General features: G+C 66.3%; 31 protein-coding genes. 24 read left to right on the plus strand and 7 right to left on the minus strand.

The window, feature by feature from the left end:
• Nucleotides 1-201 precede the first annotated feature (201 nt).
• From FHW12_RS15345 to FHW12_RS15395, 11 genes are all read left to right on the plus strand, one after another.
• Nucleotides 202-741 (plus strand): glycine zipper 2TM domain-containing protein, encoded by a 540-nt coding sequence (locus FHW12_RS15345; protein ID WP_182531919.1) that lies wholly within the window; start codon nt 202-204, stop codon nt 739-741.
• A 454-nt stretch (nt 742-1,195) separates the two neighbouring features.
• On the plus strand, nt 1,196-2,203 hold the full coding sequence (locus tag FHW12_RS15350) for an N-acetylornithine carbamoyltransferase (RefSeq protein ID WP_182531920.1): 1,008 nt from the start codon (nt 1,196-1,198) through the stop codon (nt 2,201-2,203).
• A gap of 39 nt (nt 2,204-2,242) precedes the next feature.
• The gene (locus FHW12_RS15355; RefSeq protein ID WP_182532143.1) at nt 2,243-3,439 is read left to right on the plus strand and encodes an argininosuccinate synthase; all 1,197 of its coding nucleotides are present in this window, start codon (nt 2,243-2,245) and stop codon (nt 3,437-3,439) included.
• Nucleotides 3,436-4,530: an acetylornithine deacetylase gene (locus FHW12_RS15360; RefSeq protein WP_182531921.1), complete on the plus strand. Its 1,095-nt coding sequence runs from the start codon at nt 3,436-3,438 to the stop codon at nt 4,528-4,530. The genes FHW12_RS15355 and FHW12_RS15360 overlap by 4 nt, the downstream gene beginning before the upstream one ends.
• A gap of 103 nt (nt 4,531-4,633) precedes the next feature.
• Nucleotides 4,634-5,941 carry an acetylglutamate kinase gene (locus FHW12_RS15365; protein WP_182531922.1) on the plus strand — a complete coding sequence of 436 codons (1,308 nt, stop codon included), beginning with the start codon at nt 4,634-4,636 and terminating at the stop codon, nt 5,939-5,941.
• A gap of 28 nt (nt 5,942-5,969) precedes the next feature.
• The gene (gene argC, locus FHW12_RS15370; RefSeq protein WP_182531923.1) at nt 5,970-6,926 is read left to right on the plus strand and encodes an N-acetyl-gamma-glutamyl-phosphate reductase; all 957 of its coding nucleotides are present in this window, start codon (nt 5,970-5,972) and stop codon (nt 6,924-6,926) included.
• 52 nt (nt 6,927-6,978) lie between these two features.
• Nucleotides 6,979-8,322 (plus strand): proline--tRNA ligase, encoded by a 1,344-nt coding sequence (gene proS / locus FHW12_RS15375; RefSeq protein ID WP_182531924.1) that lies wholly within the window; start codon nt 6,979-6,981, stop codon nt 8,320-8,322.
• Entirely contained in the window at nt 8,319-9,614 is a 1,296-nt protein-coding gene (gene argH / locus FHW12_RS15380) for an argininosuccinate lyase (RefSeq protein ID WP_182531925.1), read from the plus strand. Before proS ends, argH begins: the two co-directional genes overlap by 4 nt.
• Nucleotides 9,615-9,690: 76 nt before the next feature.
• A complete protein-coding gene (locus FHW12_RS15385) occupies nt 9,691-10,725 on the plus strand; it encodes a PIG-L deacetylase family protein (RefSeq protein ID WP_182531926.1) in 1,035 nt (344 codons plus the stop codon).
• A gap of 27 nt (nt 10,726-10,752) precedes the next feature.
• Nucleotides 10,753-11,601: an alpha/beta hydrolase family protein gene (locus FHW12_RS15390; protein WP_310735260.1), complete on the plus strand. Its 849-nt coding sequence runs from the start codon at nt 10,753-10,755 to the stop codon at nt 11,599-11,601.
• A 178-nt stretch (nt 11,602-11,779) separates the two neighbouring features.
• Entirely contained in the window at nt 11,780-12,136 is a 357-nt protein-coding gene (locus tag FHW12_RS15395; RefSeq protein ID WP_182531928.1) for a hypothetical protein, read from the plus strand.
• A gap of 85 nt (nt 12,137-12,221) precedes the next feature.
• On the opposite strand, the gene FHW12_RS15400 is transcribed toward FHW12_RS15395, so the two are convergent.
• Complete coding sequence (locus FHW12_RS15400; RefSeq protein ID WP_182531929.1) at nt 12,222-12,914, minus strand: hypothetical protein; 693 nt, start codon at nt 12,912-12,914, stop codon at nt 12,222-12,224.
• Nucleotides 12,915-13,300: 386 nt separating this feature from the next.
• Here FHW12_RS15400 and FHW12_RS15405 point away from each other — a divergent pair, with 386 nt between their 5' ends.
• Nucleotides 13,301-14,434 (plus strand): site-specific integrase, encoded by a 1,134-nt coding sequence (locus FHW12_RS15405; protein WP_182531930.1) that lies wholly within the window; start codon nt 13,301-13,303, stop codon nt 14,432-14,434.
• 82 nt (nt 14,435-14,516) lie between these two features.
• Here FHW12_RS15405 and FHW12_RS15410 read toward each other — a convergent pair whose 3' ends face one another.
• The 6 genes from FHW12_RS15410 to FHW12_RS15435 form a co-directional block, all read right to left on the minus strand.
• A complete protein-coding gene (locus FHW12_RS15410; protein WP_182531931.1) occupies nt 14,517-15,242 on the minus strand; it encodes a S1 family peptidase in 726 nt (241 codons plus the stop codon).
• A gap of 16 nt (nt 15,243-15,258) precedes the next feature.
• Nucleotides 15,259-15,999: a DUF6988 family protein gene (locus FHW12_RS15415; protein WP_182531932.1), complete on the minus strand. Its 741-nt coding sequence runs from the start codon at nt 15,997-15,999 to the stop codon at nt 15,259-15,261.
• Nucleotides 16,000-16,012: 13 nt separating this feature from the next.
• Nucleotides 16,013-16,327: an HIRAN domain-containing protein gene (locus FHW12_RS15420; protein ID WP_182531933.1), complete on the minus strand. Its 315-nt coding sequence runs from the start codon at nt 16,325-16,327 to the stop codon at nt 16,013-16,015.
• A 429-nt stretch (nt 16,328-16,756) separates the two neighbouring features.
• Nucleotides 16,757-17,281, minus strand: a complete 525-nt coding sequence (locus FHW12_RS15425) for a hypothetical protein (RefSeq protein WP_182531934.1) — start codon at nt 17,279-17,281, stop codon at nt 16,757-16,759.
• Between the two features lie 156 nt (nt 17,282-17,437).
• The gene (locus tag FHW12_RS21840; protein WP_428993631.1) at nt 17,438-17,569 is read right to left on the minus strand and encodes a DUF4224 domain-containing protein; all 132 of its coding nucleotides are present in this window, start codon (nt 17,567-17,569) and stop codon (nt 17,438-17,440) included.
• Nucleotides 17,570-17,647: 78 nt separating this feature from the next.
• A complete protein-coding gene (locus FHW12_RS15435) occupies nt 17,648-18,271 on the minus strand; it encodes a hypothetical protein (protein ID WP_182531935.1) in 624 nt (207 codons plus the stop codon).
• A 92-nt stretch (nt 18,272-18,363) separates the two neighbouring features.
• Between FHW12_RS15435 and FHW12_RS15440 the strand changes: the two genes are divergently transcribed.
• The 12 genes from FHW12_RS15440 (at nt 18,364) to FHW12_RS15495 (ending at nt 23,131) form a co-directional block, all read left to right on the plus strand.
• Nucleotides 18,364-18,564 carry an excisionase family DNA-binding protein gene (locus FHW12_RS15440; protein ID WP_182531936.1) on the plus strand — a complete coding sequence of 67 codons (201 nt, stop codon included), beginning with the start codon at nt 18,364-18,366 and terminating at the stop codon, nt 18,562-18,564.
• Nucleotides 18,561-18,767 carry a hypothetical protein gene (locus FHW12_RS15445; RefSeq protein ID WP_182531937.1) on the plus strand — a complete coding sequence of 69 codons (207 nt, stop codon included), beginning with the start codon at nt 18,561-18,563 and terminating at the stop codon, nt 18,765-18,767. Before FHW12_RS15440 ends, FHW12_RS15445 begins: the two co-directional genes overlap by 4 nt.
• Nucleotides 18,768-18,892: 125 nt before the next feature.
• Nucleotides 18,893-19,096 carry a hypothetical protein gene (locus FHW12_RS15450; RefSeq protein WP_182531938.1) on the plus strand — a complete coding sequence of 68 codons (204 nt, stop codon included), beginning with the start codon at nt 18,893-18,895 and terminating at the stop codon, nt 19,094-19,096.
• Entirely contained in the window at nt 19,093-19,269 is a 177-nt protein-coding gene (locus FHW12_RS15455; protein WP_182531939.1) for a hypothetical protein, read from the plus strand. The genes FHW12_RS15450 and FHW12_RS15455 overlap by 4 nt, the downstream gene beginning before the upstream one ends.
• Nucleotides 19,266-19,727, plus strand: a complete 462-nt coding sequence (locus FHW12_RS15460) for a hypothetical protein (protein ID WP_182531940.1) — start codon at nt 19,266-19,268, stop codon at nt 19,725-19,727. Before FHW12_RS15455 ends, FHW12_RS15460 begins: the two co-directional genes overlap by 4 nt.
• Nucleotides 19,728-19,731: 4 nt before the next feature.
• Nucleotides 19,732-20,205, plus strand: coding sequence for a hypothetical protein (locus FHW12_RS15465; RefSeq protein WP_182531941.1), 474 nt, complete (start codon nt 19,732-19,734; stop codon nt 20,203-20,205).
• Between the two features lie 97 nt (nt 20,206-20,302).
• Nucleotides 20,303-20,566, plus strand: coding sequence for a hypothetical protein (locus tag FHW12_RS15470; RefSeq protein ID WP_182531942.1), 264 nt, complete (start codon nt 20,303-20,305; stop codon nt 20,564-20,566).
• A 357-nt stretch (nt 20,567-20,923) separates the two neighbouring features.
• Nucleotides 20,924-21,280, plus strand: coding sequence for a helix-turn-helix domain-containing protein (locus tag FHW12_RS15475; protein ID WP_182531943.1), 357 nt, complete (start codon nt 20,924-20,926; stop codon nt 21,278-21,280).
• A gap of 21 nt (nt 21,281-21,301) precedes the next feature.
• Nucleotides 21,302-22,186, plus strand: a complete 885-nt coding sequence (locus FHW12_RS15480) for a hypothetical protein (protein ID WP_182531944.1) — start codon at nt 21,302-21,304, stop codon at nt 22,184-22,186.
• Nucleotides 22,186-22,548 (plus strand): head decoration protein, encoded by a 363-nt coding sequence (locus FHW12_RS15485; protein WP_182531945.1) that lies wholly within the window; start codon nt 22,186-22,188, stop codon nt 22,546-22,548. The genes FHW12_RS15480 and FHW12_RS15485 overlap by 1 nt, the downstream gene beginning before the upstream one ends.
• A gap of 179 nt (nt 22,549-22,727) precedes the next feature.
• Entirely contained in the window at nt 22,728-22,916 is a 189-nt protein-coding gene (locus tag FHW12_RS15490) for a hypothetical protein (protein ID WP_182531946.1), read from the plus strand.
• Between the two features lie 14 nt (nt 22,917-22,930).
• The gene (locus FHW12_RS15495) at nt 22,931-23,131 is read left to right on the plus strand and encodes a hypothetical protein (RefSeq protein WP_182531947.1); all 201 of its coding nucleotides are present in this window, start codon (nt 22,931-22,933) and stop codon (nt 23,129-23,131) included.
• The last annotated feature ends 214 nt before the right edge of the window (nt 23,132-23,345 follow it).

A 23,345-nucleotide genomic window follows, 5' to 3' on the forward strand; every position in this document is an offset into this window, starting at 1 on the left:
AGCGCGACCCGGCACCCCCGACGGGGCGGCCATGGGGTGTCACCGGCAGTGATATTCCGGCACATTTTTTGTCAGGCAGGGGAAAGGCTTAGGGTTGGGTTCAGCGATCGACTGCTGTAATGGCGGCCAAGGATCAATGGGCTGCGTACCGGAAAGGAGCCGGCGAGCGATCGGCGTACGCGGCAATTCAGCGGAGGCAACATGAAATTGATGGTGGCGGTGGCGTTGCTCCTGGCGGGAACCCAGGTCGGCGCGCAGGAGCGTGGCTACGTCGCGGACGAGCCGGGTTCCGCGGACAACGTGAAGGTCGCGTGGGCGGACGTGTTGCGGGTCGATCCGATCTACGATCGCGTGCGCGTGAGCGATCCGCGTGAAGTCTGCGACGACGTGCCGGTCGAACGGCGCGTCGACAACGGCAACCGGGCTGCGGGCACCGTGCTCGGCGCGATCGTCGGCGGCGTGCTCGGCAGCACGGTCGGCAAGGGTGACGGCCGGCGCGCGGCGACGGTCGCCGGCGCAGTCGTCGGTGGCGCGGTCGGCAACAACGTCGCGCGCGGCGACGACCGTTACGTCGACGGCGTCGAGCGCCATTGCCGCAGGGTCGACGACGGCGCGCAGGAAAGCCGCATCGTCGCCTACGACGTGCAGTACCGCTATCGCGGCGACGTCTACATGTCGCGCCTCAACTACGATCCGGGCGATCGCCTGCGCGTGCGCGTCAGCGTCGAGCCTGCCGAGTAGGGCGGCATGGGCGGCATCCACCGACGAATCAAGGCCGGGCCGCTGCGCCCGGCCTTTTCGTTTGCGGCGTCGGATTTTTCGCACCGACGTATTGCGCCGCACCAGATTTGCCGTTAAGGTCCGTCGACCTCATCCGAGTCCACCCGCGAGCACGATGCCCCGAATCGCCGTCCAGCCGCAGATCGTCACCAGCGCCCGCATGGCCGCTGGCATGACCTCGCGCGCGCGTCGACCGGAACCGTGCCATTCCGCCGGGTAGCCTGTCGCGCGTTCTTCACACGAATCGACGAAAAACCCGGCCTACGCGCCGGGTTTTTTTTTGTTTTTCCACGATCCATCGCCTGTACGCGGCTCCCTCCGCGCGAAGAACAAACCGAGATGTACCCGTGCGCGGCTCCCTCCGTGCGAAGAACCGGCCCTCCGTGGCCGGACTTTCAACTGACAGCAGGTTCCGATGACAACTCGCCATTTCTTGAGTACCCAGGACTGGTCGCGCGCCGACCTCGACGCGCTGCTCGCGCAGGCCGCCGCGTTCAAGCGGACGAAGGCGGGGCGCGAACTCGCCGGCAAGTCGATCGCGCTGCTGTTCTTCAATCCGTCGATGCGCACGCGCACGAGCTTCGAACTCGGCGCGTTCCAGCTCGGCGGCCACGCGATCGTGCTCGCCCCCGGCAAGGACGCGTGGCCGATCGAGTTCGACGTCGGCGCGGTCATGGACGGCGAGGCCGAGGAACACGTGGCCGAAGTCGCGCGCGTGCTCTCGCGCTACGTCGATCTCATCGGCGTGCGCGCGTTCCCGAAGTTCCAGGACTGGTCGGTCGATCGCGAGGATCGCGTGATCCGCACGTTCGCCAAGTACGCGACCGTACCGGTGATCAACATGGAGACGATCACGCATCCGATGCAGGAGCTCGCGCACATCCTCGCGCTGCAGCAGCACTTCGGCACGAGCGACCTGCGCGGCAGGAAGTACGTGCTGACCTGGACCTACCATCCGAAGCCGCTCAACACCGCGGTCGCCAACTCCGCGCTGCAGATCGCCACGCGCTACGGCATGGACGTGACCCTGCTGTGCCCGACGCCCGACTACGTGCTCGATACGCGCTACATGGACTTCGCGCGTGCGAACGTCGCCGAGAACGGCGGCTCGCTGAGCGTGAGCCACGATCCCGACAGCGCCTACCGCGGCGCGCACGTCGTCTACGCCAAGAGCTGGGGCGCGCTGCCGTACTTCGGCCGCTGGGCCGACGAGAAGCCGATCCGCGATGCGCACAAGCACTTCATCGTCGACGAACGCAAGATGGCGCTCACCGACGGCGGCGTGTTCAGCCATTGCCTGCCGTTGCGCCGCAACGTCAAGGCGACCGATGCGGTGATGGATTCGCCTGCCTGCATCGCGATCGACGAGGCCGAGAACCGCCTGCACGTGCAGAAGGCGGTGATGGCGAAGCTCGCCTCCTGATGGTTGCCTGACGAAACCACCCCGACTTTCGAGACATCCATCATGAGCAAAGACATCGTCCTCGCGTTTTCCGGCGGCCTCGACACGAGCTTCTGCGTGCCCTACCTCAAGGAGCGCGGCTGGGCCGTGCACACCGTGTTCGCCGACACCGGCGGCGTCGACTTCGACGAGCGCGCCTACATCGAACAGCGCGCGCACGAGCTCGGCGTCGCGTCGCACGTGACCGTCGACGGTGGTCCGGCGATCTGGAACGGCTTCGTCAAGCCGTTCATCTGGGCCGGCGAGGGCTACCAGGGCCAGTACCCGCTGCTCGTCTCGGACCGCTACCTCATCGTCGACGCGGCGATCCGGCGCGCGCACGAACTGGGCACGCGCGCGATCGCTCACGGTTGCACCGGCATGGGCAACGACCAAGTGCGCTTCGATCTCGCCGTGAAGGCGCTCGGCGACTACGAGATCGTCGCTCCGATCCGCGAGATCCAGAAGGAGCACACGCAGACGCGCGCCTACGAGCAGGCGTACCTCGAAGAGCGCGGCTTCGCCGTGCGCGCCAAGCAGAAGCACTACACGATCAACGAGAACCTGCTCGGCGTGACGATGTCGGGCGGCGAGATCGACCGCTGGGAAGCGCCCGGCGAAGGCGCGCGCGGCTGGTGCAAGCCGCGCGCGGAATGGCCGCCGCAGCCGATGCGCGTGACGATCGGCTTCGAGGACGGCGAGGCCGTGCTCGTCGACGACCAGACCTTGCCAGGGCCGGTGCTGCTCGGCGAACTCAATCGCGCGTTCGCCCACTACGGCGTCGGCCGCGGCCTCTACACGGGCGACACGACGATCGGCCTGAAGGGACGCATCGTGTTCGAGGCGCCCGGCCTCACCGCGTTGCTCGTAGCGCACCGCGCGCTCGAGGAAGCGGTGCTGACCAAGCAGCAGAACCGCTTCAAGCCCGAGGTAGCGCGCAAGTGGGTCGAGCTCGTCTACGAAGGTTTCTTCCACGACCCGCTCAAGGCCGACCTCGAGGCGTTCCTGAAGAGCTCGCAGCGCCAGGTCACCGGTCTCGTCACGCTCGAGACGAACGGCGGCAGCGTGCACGCGGTCGCGGTGCAGTCGACGCACATCCTCAACACGAAGGGCGCGACCTACGCGCAGTCCGCCGACTGGGGCGTCGCCGAAGCCGAAGGCTTCATCAAGCTGTTCGGCATGAGCTCCACCGTGTGGGCGCAGGTCAACCGCCCGTGAGCAGCCTGCTCGCCCGCACGCTCGGCCACCTCGACGCGCTCGTCGGTTTCGACACGCGCAATCCGCCGCGCGCGATCGGCGCCGGCGGGATGTTCGATTACCTGCGTGCGCAGTTGCCCGGCTTCCGCGTCGACGTGACCGACCACGGCGACGGCGCGGTGTCGATGCTCGCCGTGCGTGGCGCGCCGCGGCGCGTGTTCAACGTGCACATGGACACCGTGCCGGATTCGCCCGCGTGGAGCGCGGATCCGCATCGCCTGCGCGTGACCGGCGAACGCGCGATCGGCCTCGGCGCGTGCGACATCAAGGGCGCGGCCGCGTGCCTGCTCGCCGCGGCGGCCGACACGCGCGGCGACGCGGCGTTCCTGTTCACGACCGACGAGGAAGCGAACGACGCGCGCTGCATCGCCGGGTTCCTCGCGCGCGACCACGGTTTCGCCGAAGCGATCGTCGCCGAGCCGACGCGCTGCGAGGCGGTGCTCGCGCACCGCGGCATCAGTTCCGTGCTCATGAAGTTCCGCGGCGTCGCCGGCCATGCATCGGCCGCGCAGGCGCTGCAGGCGAGCGCGCTGCACCAGGCCGTGCGCTGGGGCGGCGCTGCGCTCGAACTCGTCCAAGCGCAGGCGCACGCGCGCTTCGGCGGCCTCACCGGCTTGCGCTTCAACATCGGCCGCGTCGAGGGTGGCATCAAGGCGAACGTGGTCGCGCCGTCGGCGGAACTGCGCTTCGGCTTCCGCCCGTTGCCGTCGATGTCGATCGACACGCTGCACGAGCGTTTCGCGACGCTCGTCGACGCCGGTGCGATCGAGCGCTACGAGGAGACGTTCCGCGGGCCGGCGCTGCCGGCCGGCGACGTCGCCGACGCCGAGCGTCGCCGCCTCGAGGCGCGCGACCTCGCCGATGCGCTCGACCTGCCGATCGGCAACGCGGTCGACTTCTGGACCGAAGCCGCATTGTTCTCGGCGGCCGGCCTCACCGCGATCGTCTACGGCCCGGGCGACATCGCCCAGGCGCACGCCGCCGATGAATGGGTTTCGCTCGACCAACTCGCCGCCGCCGCGGCGACCTACCAACGCCTGCTGGAGCACTGAGTCATGAACGCCTTGCTGTCCGCCGCCGCCGCCCTGCACTCGACCGTCCGCAACGACGATCGGGGGGCGCTTCCGGCATCCGTTCGCTGAGCGTCCGCTGACGATGAGCGACATGCGCACGACGATCGTCCGCCTGCTGTCCAACATGGCCAGCACGAAGGAGATCCAGCAGTACCTCAAGCGCTTCTCGCAGCTCGACGCGGCGCGTTTCGCCGTGGTCAAGGTCGGCGGCGCGATCCTGCGCGACGAACTCGACGCGCTGGTGTCCTCGCTCGCGTTCCTGCAGCAGGTCGGCCTCACGCCGATCGTCGTGCACGGCGCGGGTCCGCAGCTCGACGAGCGCATGCGCGAGGCCGGCATCGAGAAGCGCACGGTGGACAACCTGAGGGTGACCGACGCCGCCGTGCTCGCGGTCGTGCGCCAGGTCATGCGCCAGGAGAACCTGCGCCTGGTCGAGGCGCTGCAGGCACAGGGTGTGCGCGCGACCTCGATCCAGTCGGGCGTGTTCGAGGCCGACTTCCTCGACCGCGACGTGTACGGTCTCGTCGGCAAGGTCGTGCGCATCGACACCGACGGCATCCAGGCCGCGATCAAGGTCGGCTCGATCCCGGTGATCGCCTCGCTCGCCGAGACGGGCGAAGGGCAGATCGTCAACGTCAACGCGGACTTCGCCGCGAACGAACTCGTGCAGGTGCTGCAGCCGTACAAGATCGTCTTCCTCACCGGCACCGGCGGCCTGCTCGACGAGCACGGCAAGGTGATCGACTCGATCAACCTGTCCACCGAGTACGAACACCTGCTCGCGCAGCCGTGGATCAACGGCGGCATGCGCGTGAAGCTCGAGCAGATCAAGGACCTGCTCGACGGCCTGCCGCTGTCGTCGTCGGTGTCGATCACGCGTCCGGCCGAACTCGCCAAGGAACTGTTCACCCACAAGGGCTCGGGCACGCTCGTGCGGCGCGGCGAGCGCGTGCTGCGCGTGACTGCGTGGGACGAACTCGATCGCGGTCGCCTCAAGCAACTCGTCGAATCCGCGTTCGGCCGCCGCCTGCTGCCCGACTACTTCGAGCGCACGCGCCTGCTGCGCGCCTACGTCAGCGAGAACTACCGCGCGGCGGTGATCCTCACCGACGAGGGTGGGCAGGTCTACCTCGACAAGTTCGCCGTGCTCGACGACGCGCAGGGCGAAGGCCTCGGCCGCGCCGTGTGGCAGGTCATGCGCGAGGAAACGCCCCGGCTGTTCTGGCGCTCGCGCCGCGGCAATCCGGTCAACCCGTTCTACTTCGCCGAGAGCGACGGCTGCATCAAGCTCGCGAAATGGAAGGTGTTCTGGTACGGCATCGACGGCTTCGACGCGATCGAACATTGCGTCGAGCATTGCCGCGATCGCGCGCCTACCCTGGTCGACTGAAGCGGCACGGACGAGAAGACGGGAACACATGACGACCGCGAAGAACACCATCGGTATCGTCGGCGCGCGCGGCCACACGGGGGCCGAGCTGATCCGGCTCGTCGCGGCGCATCCGCGGCTCGAACTCGCGTTCGTGTCGTCGCGCGAGCTCGCGGGACAGCCGGTGCGCGATCACGTCGCCGAGTACGACGGCGCGCTCCGCTACGAGAACCTCTCGCACGAGGACGTTGCCGCGAAGGGCGCCGACGCGGTCGTGCTCGCGCTGCCGAACGGCAAGTCGGCCGAACTCGTCGCGGCGATCGATGCCGCGAAGCCGGCGACGGTCGTCGTCGATCTCTCGGCCGACCATCGCTTCGACGAGCGCTGGTACTACGGCCTGCCCGAGCTCACGCGCGGCGCCTACGCGGGCCAGCGCCGCATCAGCAATCCCGGTTGCTACGCGACCGCGATGCAGCTCTCGATCGCGCCGCTGGTCGACGAACTCGCCGCGCCGCCCGCGTGCTTCGGCGTGTCCGGCTACTCCGGCGCAGGCACCACGCCGTCGGACAAGAACGACCCGGCCAAGCTGCGCGACAACCTCATGCCGTACGCGCTCGCCGACCACGTGCACGAGCGCGAGGTGACGCGCCGGCTCGGCGTGCCGGTCGAGTTCATGCCGCACGTCGCGCCGCATTTCCGCGGCATCACGATGACGGTCAACCTCTGGCTCATGCATCCGTCGACGCGCGACGCGGTCCGCGCGCGCTACGCGTCGTTCTACGACGGCGAGCCGCTCGTGCGCGTCGTCGACGAGGCGCCGTGGGTCAGCGCGATCGCCGGGCGCCATCACGCGGAGGTCGGCGCCTTCACGCTCGCCCCCGGCGGCAAGCGCGTCGTCGTCGTCGCGACGCTCGACAACCTGCTCAAGGGCGCGGCGACGCAGGCGCTGCAGAACCTCAACCTCGCGCTCGGCTTCGACGAGTGGACCGCGATCCCGCGACCGTGACGCGCGACCCGCGCCGCGCCCCGTCGATCGTCCACTCCTGGAGCACACCGTCATGCGTCTCTCCCGCTACTTCCTGCCGACCCTGAAGGACAATCCCGCCGAAGCGCAGATCGCCTCGCATCGGCTCATGCTGCGCGCCGGCCTGATCCGCCAGGAGGCGGCCGGCATCTACGCCTGGCTGCCGCTCGGCCTGCGCGTGCTCGAGCGCATCGCGCGCATCGTGCGCGAGGAACTCGACCGCGCCGGCGCGATCGAGCTGCTCATGCCGACCCTGCAGCTCGCCGACCTCTGGCGCGAGAGCGGTCGCTACGACGCCTACGGGCCGGAGATGCTGCGCATCCGCGACCGCCACGAGCGCGAACTGCTGTATGGGCCGACCAACGAGGAGATGGTCACCGAGATCGTGCGCGCGGGCGTGAGCTCGTGGCGCGAACTGCCGCGCAACCTGTACCAGGTGCAGTGGAAGTTCCGTGACGAACAGCGGCCGCGCTTCGGTGTCATGCGCGGCCGCGAGTTCCTCATGAAGGACGGCTACTCGTTCGACCTCGACGAGGCCGGCGCGCGCCGTTCGTACCAGCGCATGTTCGTCGCCTACCTGCGCACGTTCGCGCGGCTCGGCGTGAAGGCGATCCCGATGCGCGCCGAAACGGGACCGATCGGCGGCGACCTCTCGCACGAGTTCATCGTGCTCGCCGACACCGGCGAGTCCGACGTGTACTGCGACCGCGCCGTGCTCGACCTCGCCGTGCCCGGCGTGGAGGTCGACTACGACGGCGACCTCGAAGCCCTGATCCGCGCCTGGACGTCGCCGTACGCGGCGACCTCGGACGTGCACGACGCCGCGCGTTACGAAGCCGAGGTGCCGGAAGCGCGGCGCCTGCACACGCGCGGCATCGAGGTCGGCCAGATCTTCTACTTCGGCACCAAGTATTCGCAGCCGATGCGCGCGCAGGTGACGATGCCCGACGGCAGCGCGCGCCTGTTGCACGGCGGTTCGTACGGCATCGGCGTGTCGCGCCTCGTCGGCGCGATCATCGAGGCCTGCCACGACGATGCCGGCATCGCCTGGCCCGATGCGGTGGCGCCGTACGCGGTCGGCCTGCTCGACCTGCGCCCCGGCGATGCGGCGACCGGTGCCGCATGCGCGGGCCTGTACGCACGCCTGCAACGCGCGGGCGTGGGCGTGCTGTTCGACGACACCGCCGCGCGCGCCGGCGAGAAGTTCGCGCGCATGGACCTGATCGGGCTGCCGTGGCAGCTTTCGGTCGGGCCGCGCGGGCTCGCGCAGGGCACGGTCGAACTCAAGCGGCGCGCGAGCGACGCGCGCATCGAACTCGACGTCGACGCGGCGATCGCCCGCATCGCCGGCATTCCATCCAACGGAGACATCCCGTGAGCGACCTCCTCTGGCAGAAGGCGGGTACCCGCACCGACGAGCGCGTGATGCGCTTCCTTGCCGGCGACGACGTGCGGCTCGACCGCGAGTTCTTCCTCTACGACATCGCCGCGAGCGAAGCCCACCTGGAAGGCCTGGCCCATATCGGCATCGTCAGCGAGGACGAGCGCCACGAGCTCATGGTCGAACTGGAAAACCTCGCTTGGGATTTCCGCAACGGCCAGTTCGTGCTCGACGAGAAATACGAGGACGGCCACTCCGCGATCGAAGCGCATTTGACCGAGCGCCTGGGCGACACCGGGCGCAGGCTGCATACCGGCCGCAGCCGCAATGACCAGGTCTTGGTCGCCACGCGGCTCTGGCTCAAGGCCAAACTCGCCGTCTTGCACGCGCTGTGCATCGACGTCGCGAAGATCGCGCTCGATCGCGCGGCGGCGTCGCCGCTGCCGCTGCCCGGCTACACCCACCTGCAGCGCGCCGTGGTGTCGTCCACCTCGATGTGGTTCGCCGGCTTCGCGGAGGCGTTCATCGACAACACGCAGCGCGCACGCGACACGCTGGCATGGATCGACGCCAATCCGCTCGGCACCGCCGCAGGCTACGGCGTCAATCTACCGCTCGACCGCGAGCACACCAGCGAGGTGCTCGGCTTCGCCCGCCTGCAGGTGTCGCCGGTCTACGCCCAGCTGTCGCGCGGCAAGTTCGAACTCGCCGCGCTCGACGCGCTCGGCTCGGCGCTGCTCGACCTGCGTCGCCTGGCCTGGGACTTGTCGCTGTTCACCACCGCCGAATACGGTTTCGTGGCGCTTCCCGCCGAGTACACGACCGGTTCGTCGATCATGCCGAACAAGCGCAATCCCGACGTGGTCGAGCTGATGCGCGCGACCTACGCCAGCGTCGCCGCGGCACGCACCGAAATCGAACAGTTGCTGTCGCTGCCGTCCGGTTACCAGCGCGACCTGCAGTTCTCCAAGGGGGCGCTGGTACACGGCTTCGCGCGTGGCCTGGCGGCGCTCGAACTGCTGCCGGACCTTCTCGCGCGCATGCAATGGAACGAAACCGCCATGCGCGCTGCGATCGAACCGTCCATGTACTCGACCGACGTCGCGATCGAGCAGGCCGCCGAGGGCGTGCCGTTCCGCGAAGCGTATCGCCGTGCCGCCGCGGCCGCGGACGAAGCGGGGCAGGGACGAACGCCCGAGGCGAGCCTCGCCGCACGCGTGTCACCGGGCGCGGCCGCGGACCTGCGCCTCGCCGAGCTGAATGCGCGCCTCGCCAGCCTCGCCGCGTGATGCACGCCGTGCGAGCGATGCGCTAGGCTGTCGCTGCCGCGCCCCGGGCGGGGCCGTACCGAAGGGATGAAGGTCGATGCCGGCGTCGCTGCCGCTTTCTGCACAGGATCGCCTGCTCGTCATTGCGCCGCACCCGGACGACGAGACGCTCGCCGCCGGTGAACTGATCCAGGCCGCGCTCGCCGCGGGTGCCGCCGTACGCGTGCTCTACGCGACCGACGGCGACAACAACCCGTGGCCGCAGCGCTGGATCGAGAAGCGCTGGCGCATCGACGCGTCCGCGCGCGAGCGCTGGGGCCGTCGCCGCCGCGACGAGGCGGCCGCCGCGCTCGCCGCGCTCGCGCCCGAACACGCGGTCGAGGTCCGCCATCTCGGCTGGCCCGACCAGGGCCTCACCGACGCGCTCATGCGCGACGACGCCCCCGTCGCGCGATTGCAGCTGGAGTTCGATGCATTCGCGCCGACGCATGTCGTCATGCCGAGCCTCGCAGACCGCCACCCCGACCACAGTGCGTTGCACGTGATGCTCGAACTCGCGCTGTTGCGCCGCGGATGCGCGTGCCAGCGGCTCGCCTATCTCATACACGCCGACGACGGCGCGGATGGCGTCGTGCTGCCGCCGCTGCCGCAGCGACAGGCGCGCAAGCGCGCCGCGATGGAGGCCTACGCGAGCCAGCTTTCGTTGAGCCGCGGGCGCCTGCTCGCGCTCGCGATGCGCGCGGAACACTACGTCGCACTCGACGCGCCGGTGCCGCGCGAGCACGCCGGGCTGCGCGTGTCGCGGCCGCGCGCGGGGCGCTGGCGCGCGCATGACCTGCTGCTCGTGCTCGCGAACGGCGACCGCACCTTGCGCTTCCGCGCGCGCCTGCCGCGGCGCGCGCGCGCGTTCACGCTCGAAACGCAAGGCTGCATCCTGCATGCGCGCATCGACGGCGACGCGATCGAGGTCGCGATGCCGGCGACGCTGCGCGCGTGCGTCGCCTGGGCCAAGCTGCATCGCAGCGACGCGCGCGTGGTCGTGTTCGATCGCGCGACCTGGCACGCCGTCGACGTGGCGAGCGGCGCCGTACCGGCGCCGCTCGATGCGCGCGTCGCGACGGGGCTCGGCTGAATGGCGGGCGCGGAACCGGAACGCACGGTGCGTGAACGTGTCGTGCCCGTCGTCGCGGGTGACGGTGCGCGCGCGGAACTCGCCCTCGTCGAGCCGACCGGGTCGGTACGCGACGTGCTGCTGTGGTTGCCTGCGCTCGGCGTCACCGCGCGCAACTACCTGCCATTCGCGCGTGCACTGGCGGCGAACGGCGTCGCCGTTGCGTTGCACGAATGGCGTGGCGCGGGTTCGAGCGACCGTCGCGCGGGACGGTCGCTCGACTGGGGTTATCGCGAGCTGCTGCTCGAGGACATCCCGGCGAGTCGCGCCGTCCTGCGCGAGCGGTACGCGCACGCCACATCGAGGATCGGCGGGCACAGCCTCGGCGGTCAGCTCGCGACGCTCGTCGCCGCGCTCGAGCCCGCCGACATCGCCGGCCTCGTGCTCGTCGCGAGCGGTTCACCGTACTGGCGCTGCTTCGGCCATCCGTGGCTCATCCGCGCGTTCTACTCGGCGGTCCCGACGATCGCGGCCGCGTGCGGCTATTTTCCCGGGCGCCGGCTCGGCTTCGGCGGGCGAGAAGCACGCGGCGTGATGACGGACTGGTCGCGCAGCGGTCGCAGCGGGCGCTATGCCGCTGAAGGGGTTGCCGTCGACCTCGAGGCGCGCCTGGCGCAGGTTACGTCACCGATCGTCGCGCTGCGCTTCGCCGACGACTGGCTCGGGCCTGCGGCGTCCCTTGACTGGCTCCTGTGCAAGCTTCCTGCTGCGCCGCAAGAGACCGTACTTCTCGGCGAAAACGACCTCGGAAATATCAGGGCGGACCATTTTTCATGGATGAAATCACCCAGTGCCGTAGTCCGTTCGATTATTAGTAAAATCAATGCAAACAGCTAGTTATTGAGTTTACTTGAGATTCGCTGGTATTTATCCTGCGCATCGGGTAACGGAAACTTATCGATATCTGCGGCATAATAGGCGATCAGCCCACCGCCGGTGCGCTTTTGCGGTGCACCGTGCGCCCGCCGGGCCGCGTTCGCGGCCCGCGCCTATTCGGTTCGGAGGTATTCAATCCATGACTTACGACATCGGCATCGGACGCTGCGCCGAAGTGATCGACGACACCGTCGTCGTCAAGCTGGAAAGCGTCATGGTCGAGCGCTTGCAGCCCGGCCATCCGTGGCAGCGTCCCGGTACGAGCCTGCTGCGTCTCAAGCGCAGCCTCTGCAGCGCGACGCGCCCGCCGCAGCCCGACCGCGAAGTGTTCCTCGACCGCGCCGCGCTGGGCAAGCGCACGATGGGTTCGCTCGACATCGCGGGCAATGGTTCGGCCGTCTCGGTCGACCTGCGCGCACTGCTCAACAACCTCGACCCGCAGCCGTCCGCGGGGCCGCAGACGAAGAGCCGCCACGCCGATCGCAAGCAGCGCTGATCCATCGCGCGTCGTCTCAACAAGAAAACCCGGCCAAGGCCGGGTTTCTTTTCGATGCACGCGCGGATCGTGCGGTCGCCGGCACTCACGGCTGCGAAGGCGGTGATGGTTCGACCCCGAGCGCTGCGCTGCTCCGGACCACTGCATCGCCGAGGTAAGCGGTGCGGACGAGTCGCTTCTGAATCGAGGCGGGGCATTTGGCAAGTGCCGCCTGCCTTTCGCTCTCGCTTCCCGAAGAGACGATCATCATGCCGGGCGCCGACAACGGGATGCCGATGAGGTTCCTCGCACGGCTGGTCGTGACGTGAATCCGGCCGATGTAGACCGTCTCGGCGGAGCCCAATGAGAATCGGGCGTCGAATTGCTCGTCCTTGCGCAGGTTGAAGCCGCTGCCTCCGCCGGCGAAGTTCTGGTACGAGATCGTGGAAAAAGCGTAAGTCGCCGGCATCAGCGGCAGGCAGAAGTAGTAGCCCTTTTCTTTCTGCGCAGCGGACGTGAAATCGTATTCGGTATTGTGGCCGAACGCGTCGCCGTGCACCGAGGAAAGCCAGCTCCAGTTTTTCGGATCGGCGACGTCGTGGAAGTTCGCATTGATGGCGTTGAAGGTCTGCCCGCAATCCTCGCCGCGTGGTTCGCAGTCGACTACGTACGTGCCGATCACGTAGGAGCGCGCCGGTTCCGCGATCGCGGCGACGCGCTCTTCGAGAATCTCCTGCTGGCTCGCGCATCCGCTCAATCCGGTGACGAGGACGATGGCGATCGCAAATCCTTGCTTCATCCGTACCTCCGCGGAATCGTGGGTTCTTTCGATCGTGCGTGACCTGTCCGTTGCGAACGCGATGCATGACGACCGCATGGATGCTATCGCATCCGCATCCCCAAACCGGGGCAAATGCCGAGCCTTTCGGTCGAGCCTGTCGGGCCCAGGCGTAGGCATGGTGGGCGCAAACGAAAAAGGCCGCCCTCGCGGGCGGCCTAAGTCGTTGAATGAGTTGGTCGGGGTGACAGGATTCGAACTTGCGACTTCTACCTCCCGAAGGCGAAATAGGTGCGTTTGCGATCAAGGAGATAGCGGGTAACTTGCTGATTTACTGTGTCTCTGTGTGCCAGTTTGTTCCGTGGTACGCTGGATTTTGCTGACACGGTTGCTGACACGAGGCGAAGATGCCTGCTATCCGACGCCAGACGCTCACGAAGGCCGACGTCGAATCCGCGAAGCCTCGCGAGAGCGCCTACCGTCTATGGGATGCGAAGGTGCCCGGGCTCTGCCTGCGCGTTCTGCCGTCCGGCGTGAAGACGTTTGAAGCGCACGTCGCGCGCGGTGTGTCGCGGCGCCTGGGTCGCTTTCCGGTGCTCACGTTGGAGGCAGCGCGCACGAAGGCAATCGCCGCTCTGGCGAATCCTGAGGCGCCGGCGAAGCCTCCGAAGGTTGAGACGTTCGCCGAGTTCCTGGACGAGCGCTACGGCCCTTGGGTGAAGGCAGAGCGCAAGGCCGGCGCGGCGACACTTGCGAGCATCAAGGCGACCTTCGCCGACTCGCTGACGAAGCCGCTCAGCGCAATCACCGCCTGGCAGATCGAGCGCTTCAAGGCGGATCGCCTGCGCGCCGGCATCAAGCCCGCGACCGTGAACCGCGACCTCGTGAGGATCCGTGCAGCGCTCTCCAAGGCGGTGGAGTGGGGCATGCTGCCGGAGCACCCGCTGCGCACTGTGAAGCGCGCCAAGGGCGCCGACGACAGCCGCACGCGCTACCTAACGGCCGTCGAGGAGAAACGCCTACGCGAGGCGCTGGGAGCGCTCAGGCTGAAGCGCCGCGAGCACCTCGTGCCGCTCGTGCTCGTCGCCATGAACACCGGCCTGCGCCGCGGCGAGCTATTCGGACTGCGATGGGGCGACGTGAGCCTCGATCGCGCGCAGCTCACCGTCTCGGCCGCGACGTCGAAGGGGCAGATCGCGCGGCACGTCCCGTTGAACAGTGAGGCGCTCGAGACGCTCGTCGCGTGGAAGCCGAAGGGCGCGAAGGCCGATGATCTCGTGTTCGCCGGCGCCGAGGGTGGGCGCCTGACGAACGTCAACAAGTCCTGGGCGCACCTCGTCGACCAGGCGAAGCTCGATGACTTTCGCTTTCACGACCTGCGGCATCACTTCGCGTCGCGTCTCGTGATGGCGGGCGTCGACCTCAACACGGTTCGCGAGCTGCTCGGCCACACCGACATCAAGATGACGCTGCGCTACTCGCACCTCGCGCCAGAGCATAAGGCGAACGCTGTAGCGAAGCTCGTTGGTGCAAGGGGATGATGCAGGCTTAGGCCGCCTACCTCGATAGCCTGTGCGGCCGGACGAATGTGGTACCGCACCGCCGGAGCGGATAGACCGCAAACTATGAGAGCATTTCTTCCTTAAGGGATCGACCGAGAAGTCGTGGTTGCCAATCCAACAGGGCATCGGCCCGGAGCGCATACGCAACGCTGGTTACTCGATCTTCGGTGAGCCTCTCACCTACGTAGATCCCAATGACTTCGTAGCGGCCACCAGGGTTGGTGGGCCGTAAAATCGGGCTTCCAGAATAGCCGCTCCCAGCGACAGCGCTAAGCTCGATAAAGCTCACTCCGCAAACATTTGGAATGCGCAGATCGAATGTCAGCCGCCTCCGACAATAGCCCTTTGTGAAAACCAGATCAGGCCGGCCAAAATAGGCGCCATTCGGTGCTCGATGTTCGAGGTTCTCATAGAAGCAATCTAATGGGTAGCCGAAGGAAAAATATTCAGCGCTAGCGGCAACGTGTGACGTAGAAAGGTTGAATATCGATCGCCAAGTTCCTTCGCCAAATCGAACTACTGCAACATCTTCCGTTGGATGCAGCTCTACGTCTAGTAACGATAGACCATGCCATAACTTGTCCGATTTGTTTGGAATGAAGAGCGCGCTTGCATTTTCGACGCCGCGAACGACGTGCGCCGCGGTAAGTCCGAAACCGCGCGATCCAATCACAAACCCCGTTCCCAAGAAGGCATCCTTCCGCCGGCTTCTCTCGTCATTCGGATCCGGCACTGTAGTCACGAGCGGGAAGATATAGTCTCGCATCTGGTCGGTTTGCCAAGTCATCGTCTCTCTCAGCCTTCTATACACCACTATCGAGCTTCGCCGCGATGACTTCTTCAGCACGCAGAAGGACGCGTTGAGCGTCCTCATCCTTGCTGCAAATGCTCAACGACGCGTGTGTGGCGAGCAGATCCATTGCGTGCGCGAATGAGACAACCGCGGCCCACTCTTTCAGGGTCGACGTTGGTTCGATTGCCTCACCGGTCAGGTTGTTGTTCACGACTCGCATGCCCCCGTGCGTGTAGCTGCACATCGCGTTGTAGAAGCGGTTGTGAAGGCCTCTGTAGAACCCATCCGTGTGCAACGCGGCGTCGACGGCTTCGGACATCACGCCGAGGCCAGGCCGCCAAGCGTCGTCATCGTTTGCGATGCGCTCCTGTACCTGGTCATCTGTCGCGCAATCAAGAATCCAGAGACCACGCACGAGCCCCTCGAGAATGGGCCTCATGAGCGCGCAGGCCGTGCCGAAACGATTTCCGGGCGACGGCATCGCCAGTAGGAGTCGTATCGAGATGGCGTGCTCGTGAACTTGCGCCAATAGGCTCGCAGCGAACCTTGCGCGATCCGACGCTGGACACTCCGCGTCGTCGAACAGCGGATGGATGGCTCGCTCGCTTTCCTCGTACGCCGCAATCATCTTCGCTAGAGACATACGCGCACCCTCAGCGGCTTCATGCTTTGCTGCCAGCTCAGCCAAATACTCCCTGGCCGCCTTGTCAGCGAGCGCCTCGACGAGCGCCATGATTTCCGGCTCGATCACTTCTACTCACCTGTCAGTCGAACTCGATCGCGATAGAGAGACGAGGGTGCTCACGATCTTCAGGCGCGAACCTTGACGTGACGAACGCGCGCATCACGACACCAGCATCCATCTTCGGCGCCAGCCTCTTCGCCAACGGCGCTTTCAAATGACCCAGCTGTGTCGATCCGAATAGCCAACCAGGCAGGTGGACCCCAATGGCGAATGGATCGAAGTGGTTTGATGGCTCGCGCACGAGTAGCAAGCGAGTTTCTGGCGCGCATCCGGATCTAATCGCAGTAACGTTGTAGAAACCAGTTCCAGCGACAATGGCAGCGATGCGCGGCATGTCCAGATCCCGTCGCCCTCACCGGTTGAATAGCTGAACCGCGCGTGCCATGCAGTATGGGATAGCAGCCCACGCGATGGCCATGCCGGCACCCGCGGCCTGCTGGGGCGCTGAAGTCGCCTGTGAGGTCGTGAGGATCAGTTGTGAGAATCCGATGCCCGCGCAGATCAGAGTCGCGAGCCACAGGATTCGCTCGATGATGCTAGGAGCGCTCCTCTCGCGCGCCGCTCGCTGCTCGCCGGTATCGACACGTGCTCGCACGGATTCCGTTTGTCGCTCGCGCACTGCCGCCACGGCGGATTTTGCGTAGATTGCGCCGCATTCCGGACACGCGGCGGACGCTTCCGGTGAGGCGTTGTCATTGACGTGTCCGCACTTTGCGCAGGTTCTTTGCATGACGTCTATCTCCGACTCGTGGTTTCGCAGGGATTACTTCCCGCACGGATCGCGATGCTCGCGCCTGGCGAATAGGTCGTAACTTTCATCGCGGCCTTGCCCGAAGCGTTTGTCGGGCTTCCTGATCGCCGCGCACGCGGTATTACGCGAGACGCCAACCGACTGCACCGGCGCATAGCGCGTCGAGGAGATAGGTGTATTGCCGACCCAGGTTGTCGTCACAACCTCTACGGATTCCGGGCATGGTGCATGCCGATAGAAGACCTCGCCGTTGGGGACGATGCAGCGATAGGCCTCTGGTGGCGGCGGAGTGGCGGGAGTGGACGGTGCCTTGCTGGCGGCCTCCGAGGCTGCCTTCGCCGCGGCATCTCGTTCCTTTGCAGCTTCTTCGGACGCCTCGCGGACTGCGGGCGAATCGCCAACCGTCTGCAGCTCGTGCATCGGCGCAGCCTTCGCATTCTTCCCGCATGGTGTTTGCGAGAAGACCTTGGCGCCGCCTGGGCCGTCGCAAGTGTAGATGTCGCGCGCGCTTGCGCTGGCGCTCAGCAACGCGAGCACGGCCAGTGCGTGAATTCCCCTGAGCATTTCCGTCCCCTGGTGCTGCTCCTCAGCAGGGGAGCAGAACTCGTGCCATCTTCAGCGAGAGGGTAGGGCGCTGGTGTCGGAAAACGCCGCATGCTCGTGTAGGAAATCTCCTACAACACGGCGGGCCCGTCAGGGCCACTTGGCCTTGGCTGGTCGCCAAGCGGGAATCGCCGGTTTCGCCTCGGGTGAGCCTTCAACGGCCGCCCGCGTAACCACAGGCCAACCGTGCGCGTCGATGTAGTGGCGAATCCCGTTGAGCACGAGCAACGCGACCTGGCGCTTACGCGTCTGCGCGCGTCAGCTTGGCGATCTCGTCGCGAGAGAGGCACAGAGTCATCCCTACTTCACGCGCCTCATCTTTGAGCGAGTTCGCTGCTTCGATTCAGCCTTCCTACGTTCGACCTCCGCGAAAACCTGCATTCCGTCGAACAAGGTCAAGCCGAACTCACGCGTCGTAGATTCCGTGAGCTGGTTCAGCTCGGCATCGCTGATCGTATGCCAAGGTCGAATTCCGAGCGGACCCTCCCACCGATCGGCGAACTGTGTAGGCGATTCGCCAGCTTTGAAAGCGTCCATTGCAGCGTCGTACAAGTCGATTTCCGACTTTGGTTGAGCTGGACATCCGCGCGCATACAACTCGTGCAGTGCAAGGTTATAGAAGCGCTGTTTCGGTGTAGCCAGCTGGGGAAAGGTCTGCGAGATATAGGCATCGCGTGCCGGACCTTCCAAGTCCACGACCATCTCTGCTAGTTCATCCAGTGTGGTGCCCGGTCTCGCCTCGGTAGAGCGCGCCGCCTGCGTGACCAACATTGCGATGGCGTCGCTTAAGGACACGCCGCGATGATGCGCGAGCAGGTCAAGCGCCAACTTCAGCTTGGTGGACAGGCGAATGCTGAATTGCTCCAGGGACTGACCTGGTGGAGTCTTTCGAGGGCGGCCTGGCTTGCGCTTTTGAGTCGTCATGTTTTCAGTCTACAAACACTACTTGACAGGCGCCACTGCATGCGGGAGAGTGTCACTGCAATTTGCAGTGTAAAAACACTAAGGAGACTGATATGCAGCCACAGCTTGCTTACACGGTCGACCAGGCATGCGAGGCGCTCGCCATGAACCGGTCGCGCATCTACAAGGCGATTGCCGATGGATCGATCAAGACGTTCAAGACCGGCCGCCGGCGTATGGTCTCGGCAAAGGCCCTCGAGGAATACGTCGCGAAGCTGGAACGGGAGGCAGAGAAGGGGAGGGCAGCGGCATGAACCTCGCCATCCTGCCAAGGCAGCGAAGCCTCGAGGAACTGCTCGCCGATGCTGCAGCCGGCTCGCAGCGCATGAGCATCGCGACGCGCAGCTGGCCAGGATTCGCTCCGGGCGTGCCGCAGATCGACGAAGCGCTCAACACGGTCGCAGGCCTGCAGAAGACGCTCGCCGAGCTGCGCGCGAACCGTGAGGCGAACCGATGAGAACGGGCAAAAGAAAAGGCCGCAGCGTCAACTGCGGCCTTTTGCATTTCTGAGCCCACCCGAAGCACCACCAACGAACAGGCTCGCGCACCATACCACTGCGCCGGGTCCGGAGGCAAAAGCCGATGGAAACCACCACCGCAACACCCAAAGCGGCAACGCTCACGCAGCGCGACATCGACGAAGCCAGCTGCATCCTGTCCGAAGCGCGCGCCGTAGCGCACGGCATGATCGAAGCCACGAACGGCGACACCCAGGGAGCATTCGGCGCGCTCTCGCGACTGATCACCAGCGCGAAGGAGATCATCGACGGCGAGGTGCGTGCATGAGCCCCGTCGAACGGCAAGAGGCAATCCACGCAAAGCTCACGCAGGCTGCCGCGATATGCGGCCTCCTCGCAGAACATTGCGACGGCGACTTCAACGCAGCCAGCTCAGCCATAGCCGCGCGAGAACTGATCTTCGACGCGCGCACGCTCACGGATATGGGAGGGCCAGTATGAGCCTGCCACCGGAGGAAGTTGCCGAACTCGCGCGAATCGTCGACGAGAGATGCCGCGCGCGCGAAGCCGCATCGAGGAACTTGCAGGTCCGTAGGCCGCGCCGTTGTCGCGGGAAGCCCAAGCTCCGCGTCGTCGTGACATCGACACCCAAGCCGCTACCGCCTGGATTCGAGTACGACGCTGCGCGCTATTTCGGTTGGATGCCTACGAACGACGACGCTGCCGAATCGGCGCGCTTCGCGGCGCTGGCGATCTACTTCGAGCGCTGGCTTGTGGCGCGCCGCACGCCGGCCGATCGGGGAGACGACTGGATCAAGCGGTATGCCGAACCAGATCTCCTTGCTGTGTACGACCACATCATCGCATCGAACGAGCGGTATGCAATCGAGTGCGGACGGCCAAGGCTCGTGCGATCGAACGGCCGCGCTGTGCTGCACGACAACAGGATCGGAGGTTGACCAGGTGAAGCGAATCCCCGAGAAGAAGCGAGGGACGCTCAAAGGCCGGCGCTCGGGGATGCCGCCATTCGTCGCGATACCGCACTACGTGATCGACAGCGAGGAATTTCGCGCGCTGTCCGGCAGCACAGTGAAGCTGATCGTCGAGCTGCTCCGCCAGTTCAACGGGAAGAACAACGGACTGCTTTGCACCGCACTGCTGCGGAGGCATCGACACTGGGGCGTGCAGAAGCTCGTGCGATGCACCAGAGAGGCGGAGGAGGCGCAGTTTCTCCTCCGCACCAAGCAGGGCGGCATGCGCATCGGGGCTACCTTCCACGCGTTGACCTGGCTGCCGCTCGACGAATGCGACGGCCGGATCGACTACCCGGCGGAGAAGGTCCCGTCGCACGCCTGGCGGCGCGACGCCCAGTCCCGAAACGGGACGTGGCCAAGTCCCGAAACGGGACGTGGAGACCCGATTTCGGAGGCCGCCTAGGTCCCGAAACGGGACGTGTAGACGCCATTTTTCGACCATTCCCACGTCCCGAAACGGGACACCTTCTAGATATCTACCAAGCGGAGCGCGTTTGGCGATGGTTCCCGAGCAACTGGCTTTGAGCTTCACCGCTGCTGCTTCAACGGCTGCTGGTGAAATTTGGGCCTCGAAAATCGAGCCGGCACTGAAGCTGACCCTGAAGACGCCTGGCTGGAACGGCCGGACGGCGCCGCCGCAGTTCGTCGATCTGGGGTGCGGCTGCGAGCTGGTGGTGATCCCTGCGTACCTGTGGCGCGCGCGCGTGCAGGCGAACTACCGTGGACGGAGACACGATGTCATCGCGCTGCCGAGGGCAAGCTGATGGCGAACGCCTGCCGAACGCCTGCCCGGAGGCCTGCGACGGTTTCGCCGTCGACGGCGATTTGCCGGGAAAAGCGGCGTCACGCGCTACAGGCTGTGACGTCACGCGTGACAGGACGGGCGCGGAAACCGTTCCGTCTGGGTTTCCACGCGACCGAGACGCGTGCACGCGTGCTCGACGCGTGAGGACTCACGGAGGGCTCAGTGAGTCGGATGCTGCTAGCAATGCTGCTAGCACGCGACAGGTTGCGACTCGACGCGACTCCGGAAATCCTCCGGAGGACCTCCGGAATCCGTGCGCGATTCGTTCAACGATTCGTGCAACGCGAGCAGGTGGATGCCGTGGCACGGAGGCCGAGTGAAGCGAATCATCGGCCGCCAGTGCAAGACGAAGCCGCGGCAGCAGGCGACGCCGGCCGTGGAGCCCACTGCCGCGCCCGAGCGCATCATGCTGCCTTCGGGCTTCGAAGCGATCATCGAGCGGCCTCGCTTCCATCCGAACGCACTGGGCGAGATCAGCCAAGCGGAGGCTGCGCGCTATCTGGGTATCTCGGAGCGAACGCTTCGCGACCACATTCGCGACGGGCTGGCGCATCCGCCTTTCAAGCAGCGCGCCGGGCGACGCTGGTTCAACCTCGACGCGCTCCACGCTTGGGCGATTGCCGAAGGAACGGAAAACAACGGAAAAGGACGGAAATTCGCGGAAGCGGCATAGCGGCGCGCACGATGCGTTCCCATGAACGCGACGACCACTGCCGGACCGATTCCCCTCAACTCGATCGAGCTGCAGACGCGCATCGACGCCGAGCGCAGCCGCCTGCACATCGAGCAGAACCTCCTCGTCGATCTCGAAGGGCAGCGTCTCGCGCCGCTCGAGGCTGGCGACGACGAAGCGCTGGATCGCGTCGAGGCACAGATCAATGCCTGCAACGATCGACAGTCCCGCATCCAGGAGCGGCTCGAGATCCTCGAGCGTCGCCTGACCGAAGCGACCGAGCGCGAGCGCCAGCAGGATCTCGACGCCGTCGCCGCACGCGGCCACCGCGCCCGCGTCCTGGGGGAACAGATCATCGCGGAGTACGGCAAGAGGGCCCCGGAACTCGCGGCTCTCATCGAGCGCCTCGCGGCCTGCGATCAGATCGTCAATGAGGCCAACACGATCCTGAGTCGGGCAAATCGCGACAGCGACCTGATCCCTTCGCCGAATGCTATTCGCTGCCGCCCGCGTCGCCGCTGGACGGAAACCGTCCGCAAGACGGTAGGCCCTAGTGATCGCGGGCATCCGGCGTACGGCCTCGAATACACGCGTGCTCGGCACTCCCCCACCGTGCACGTCGGGCGTGAGGCGTTCGACCTGTTCGTCGAAGCCGACGTCGAAGTCGAGATGACCGATTGCGGTGATCGACCTGATCCACTGCAGGACGCCGTCGTGCTGCCTGCGCTCGGGCCGGCCGCCGACGCCAACACCGGCCTCGTGCCGCTGTGGGACCGCGGCTCGAATCACCGCGCTTGTGCCAGCGAAGCCGTCGTCGCGGAAGTTCGCGAGCGGATCGATCGCGATCCCAATGCCAGCGACGCCCCCGTGAAGCGCAAGAAGAGCACCGACAGAGGAGAAGCCTGATGTCGTCGACGCAACCGCGCGCCGCACTCGCGCCCCTCGTGAGCGAGCTGCCGATGAGCATGTCGCGACGAACCGTCACGATCGCCCAGGGCTACGAGCTTGAGGTGGGCAGCGTGCTCGGCAAGGAGACGGCGACCGGCAACTACGCGCCCTTCGACCCGAACGCTACCGACGGCACTGAGACCGCTGCGGCCGTCACGCTGTACCCCGTCAACACCCTCGTCAACGAAGTCGGCGCCGTCGTGATCGACAAGAGCGCGACGCTCAATGCCGCCGAACTCGAATGGCACGGGGCGACTTCCGAGGAGATCGCCGCCGCATGCGAACACCTCCGCGAGTCCAGCGGAGTCCTGATCGAGTGAGCCGTGGCTGGTCCAAGGGTCCAGCCGGCGGTGACCCCAACAACACCGGCAGATGTCGAGCAGGTCTTGGCGCTCCAGCCAGATCGGGCCGCGGCGACATTCATCGAGACCGCATCGCCTCGTGCTCTCCGAGCGGGGCGATGCGGTCGAGAGGTCAACCCATCTGAGAGCACACGAGCATGAACCGACCGAGCAAGCGGCCGCGCACCGAGACCAGCGCCGAGATCTTCGAACGGCGAAGGAAGGAAGCGAGCGAGGCCGCAGCGAGCGCCGATCGCACGATCGACCCGTTCCGCGATCCCGATGCGCTCTACGCACAACGCCGCGCACGAGCCGGCCACAGCGAACGCCTCGCGAACCTCACCTGATCCAAGGACCACGCATGTTCCTCTACGCAATCGGCCAGAGCGTCACGCGCAGCGACAGCTCCCAAGCATCGGGCAAGGTCATCGGACGCGCCGAATACAACTACTGCGACAACCGCTACCAGGTCGTCCGCATGGACGATCGCGGAAACACCATCCAGGAATGGTGGGACGAGGGCGACATCCAGACGCCGCCTGCCAACCGACGGGGTCCCTGACGGAGGGATGGCCTACCGCGGGTGAAACGGCCGCGGTTTTCGACAGTTTTTCGGGTTCCTAGGGCGACAGCAGCAGATGGACGGGAGGCCCTGATTTGTGGGGTATGCGACGGCAATGGGTGAAGTCATCGATTGGCCGAAGCGGCACGCGACTCGTCTCGCCGCGCCACGAGACGACGTCCGGGGGCCCCAGGGTCATCGTAGCGCCCAGCGG

Source organism: Dokdonella fugitiva (assembly GCF_014138265.1).
Classification (GTDB): domain Bacteria; phylum Pseudomonadota; class Gammaproteobacteria; order Xanthomonadales; family Rhodanobacteraceae; genus Dokdonella_A; species Dokdonella_A fugitiva_A.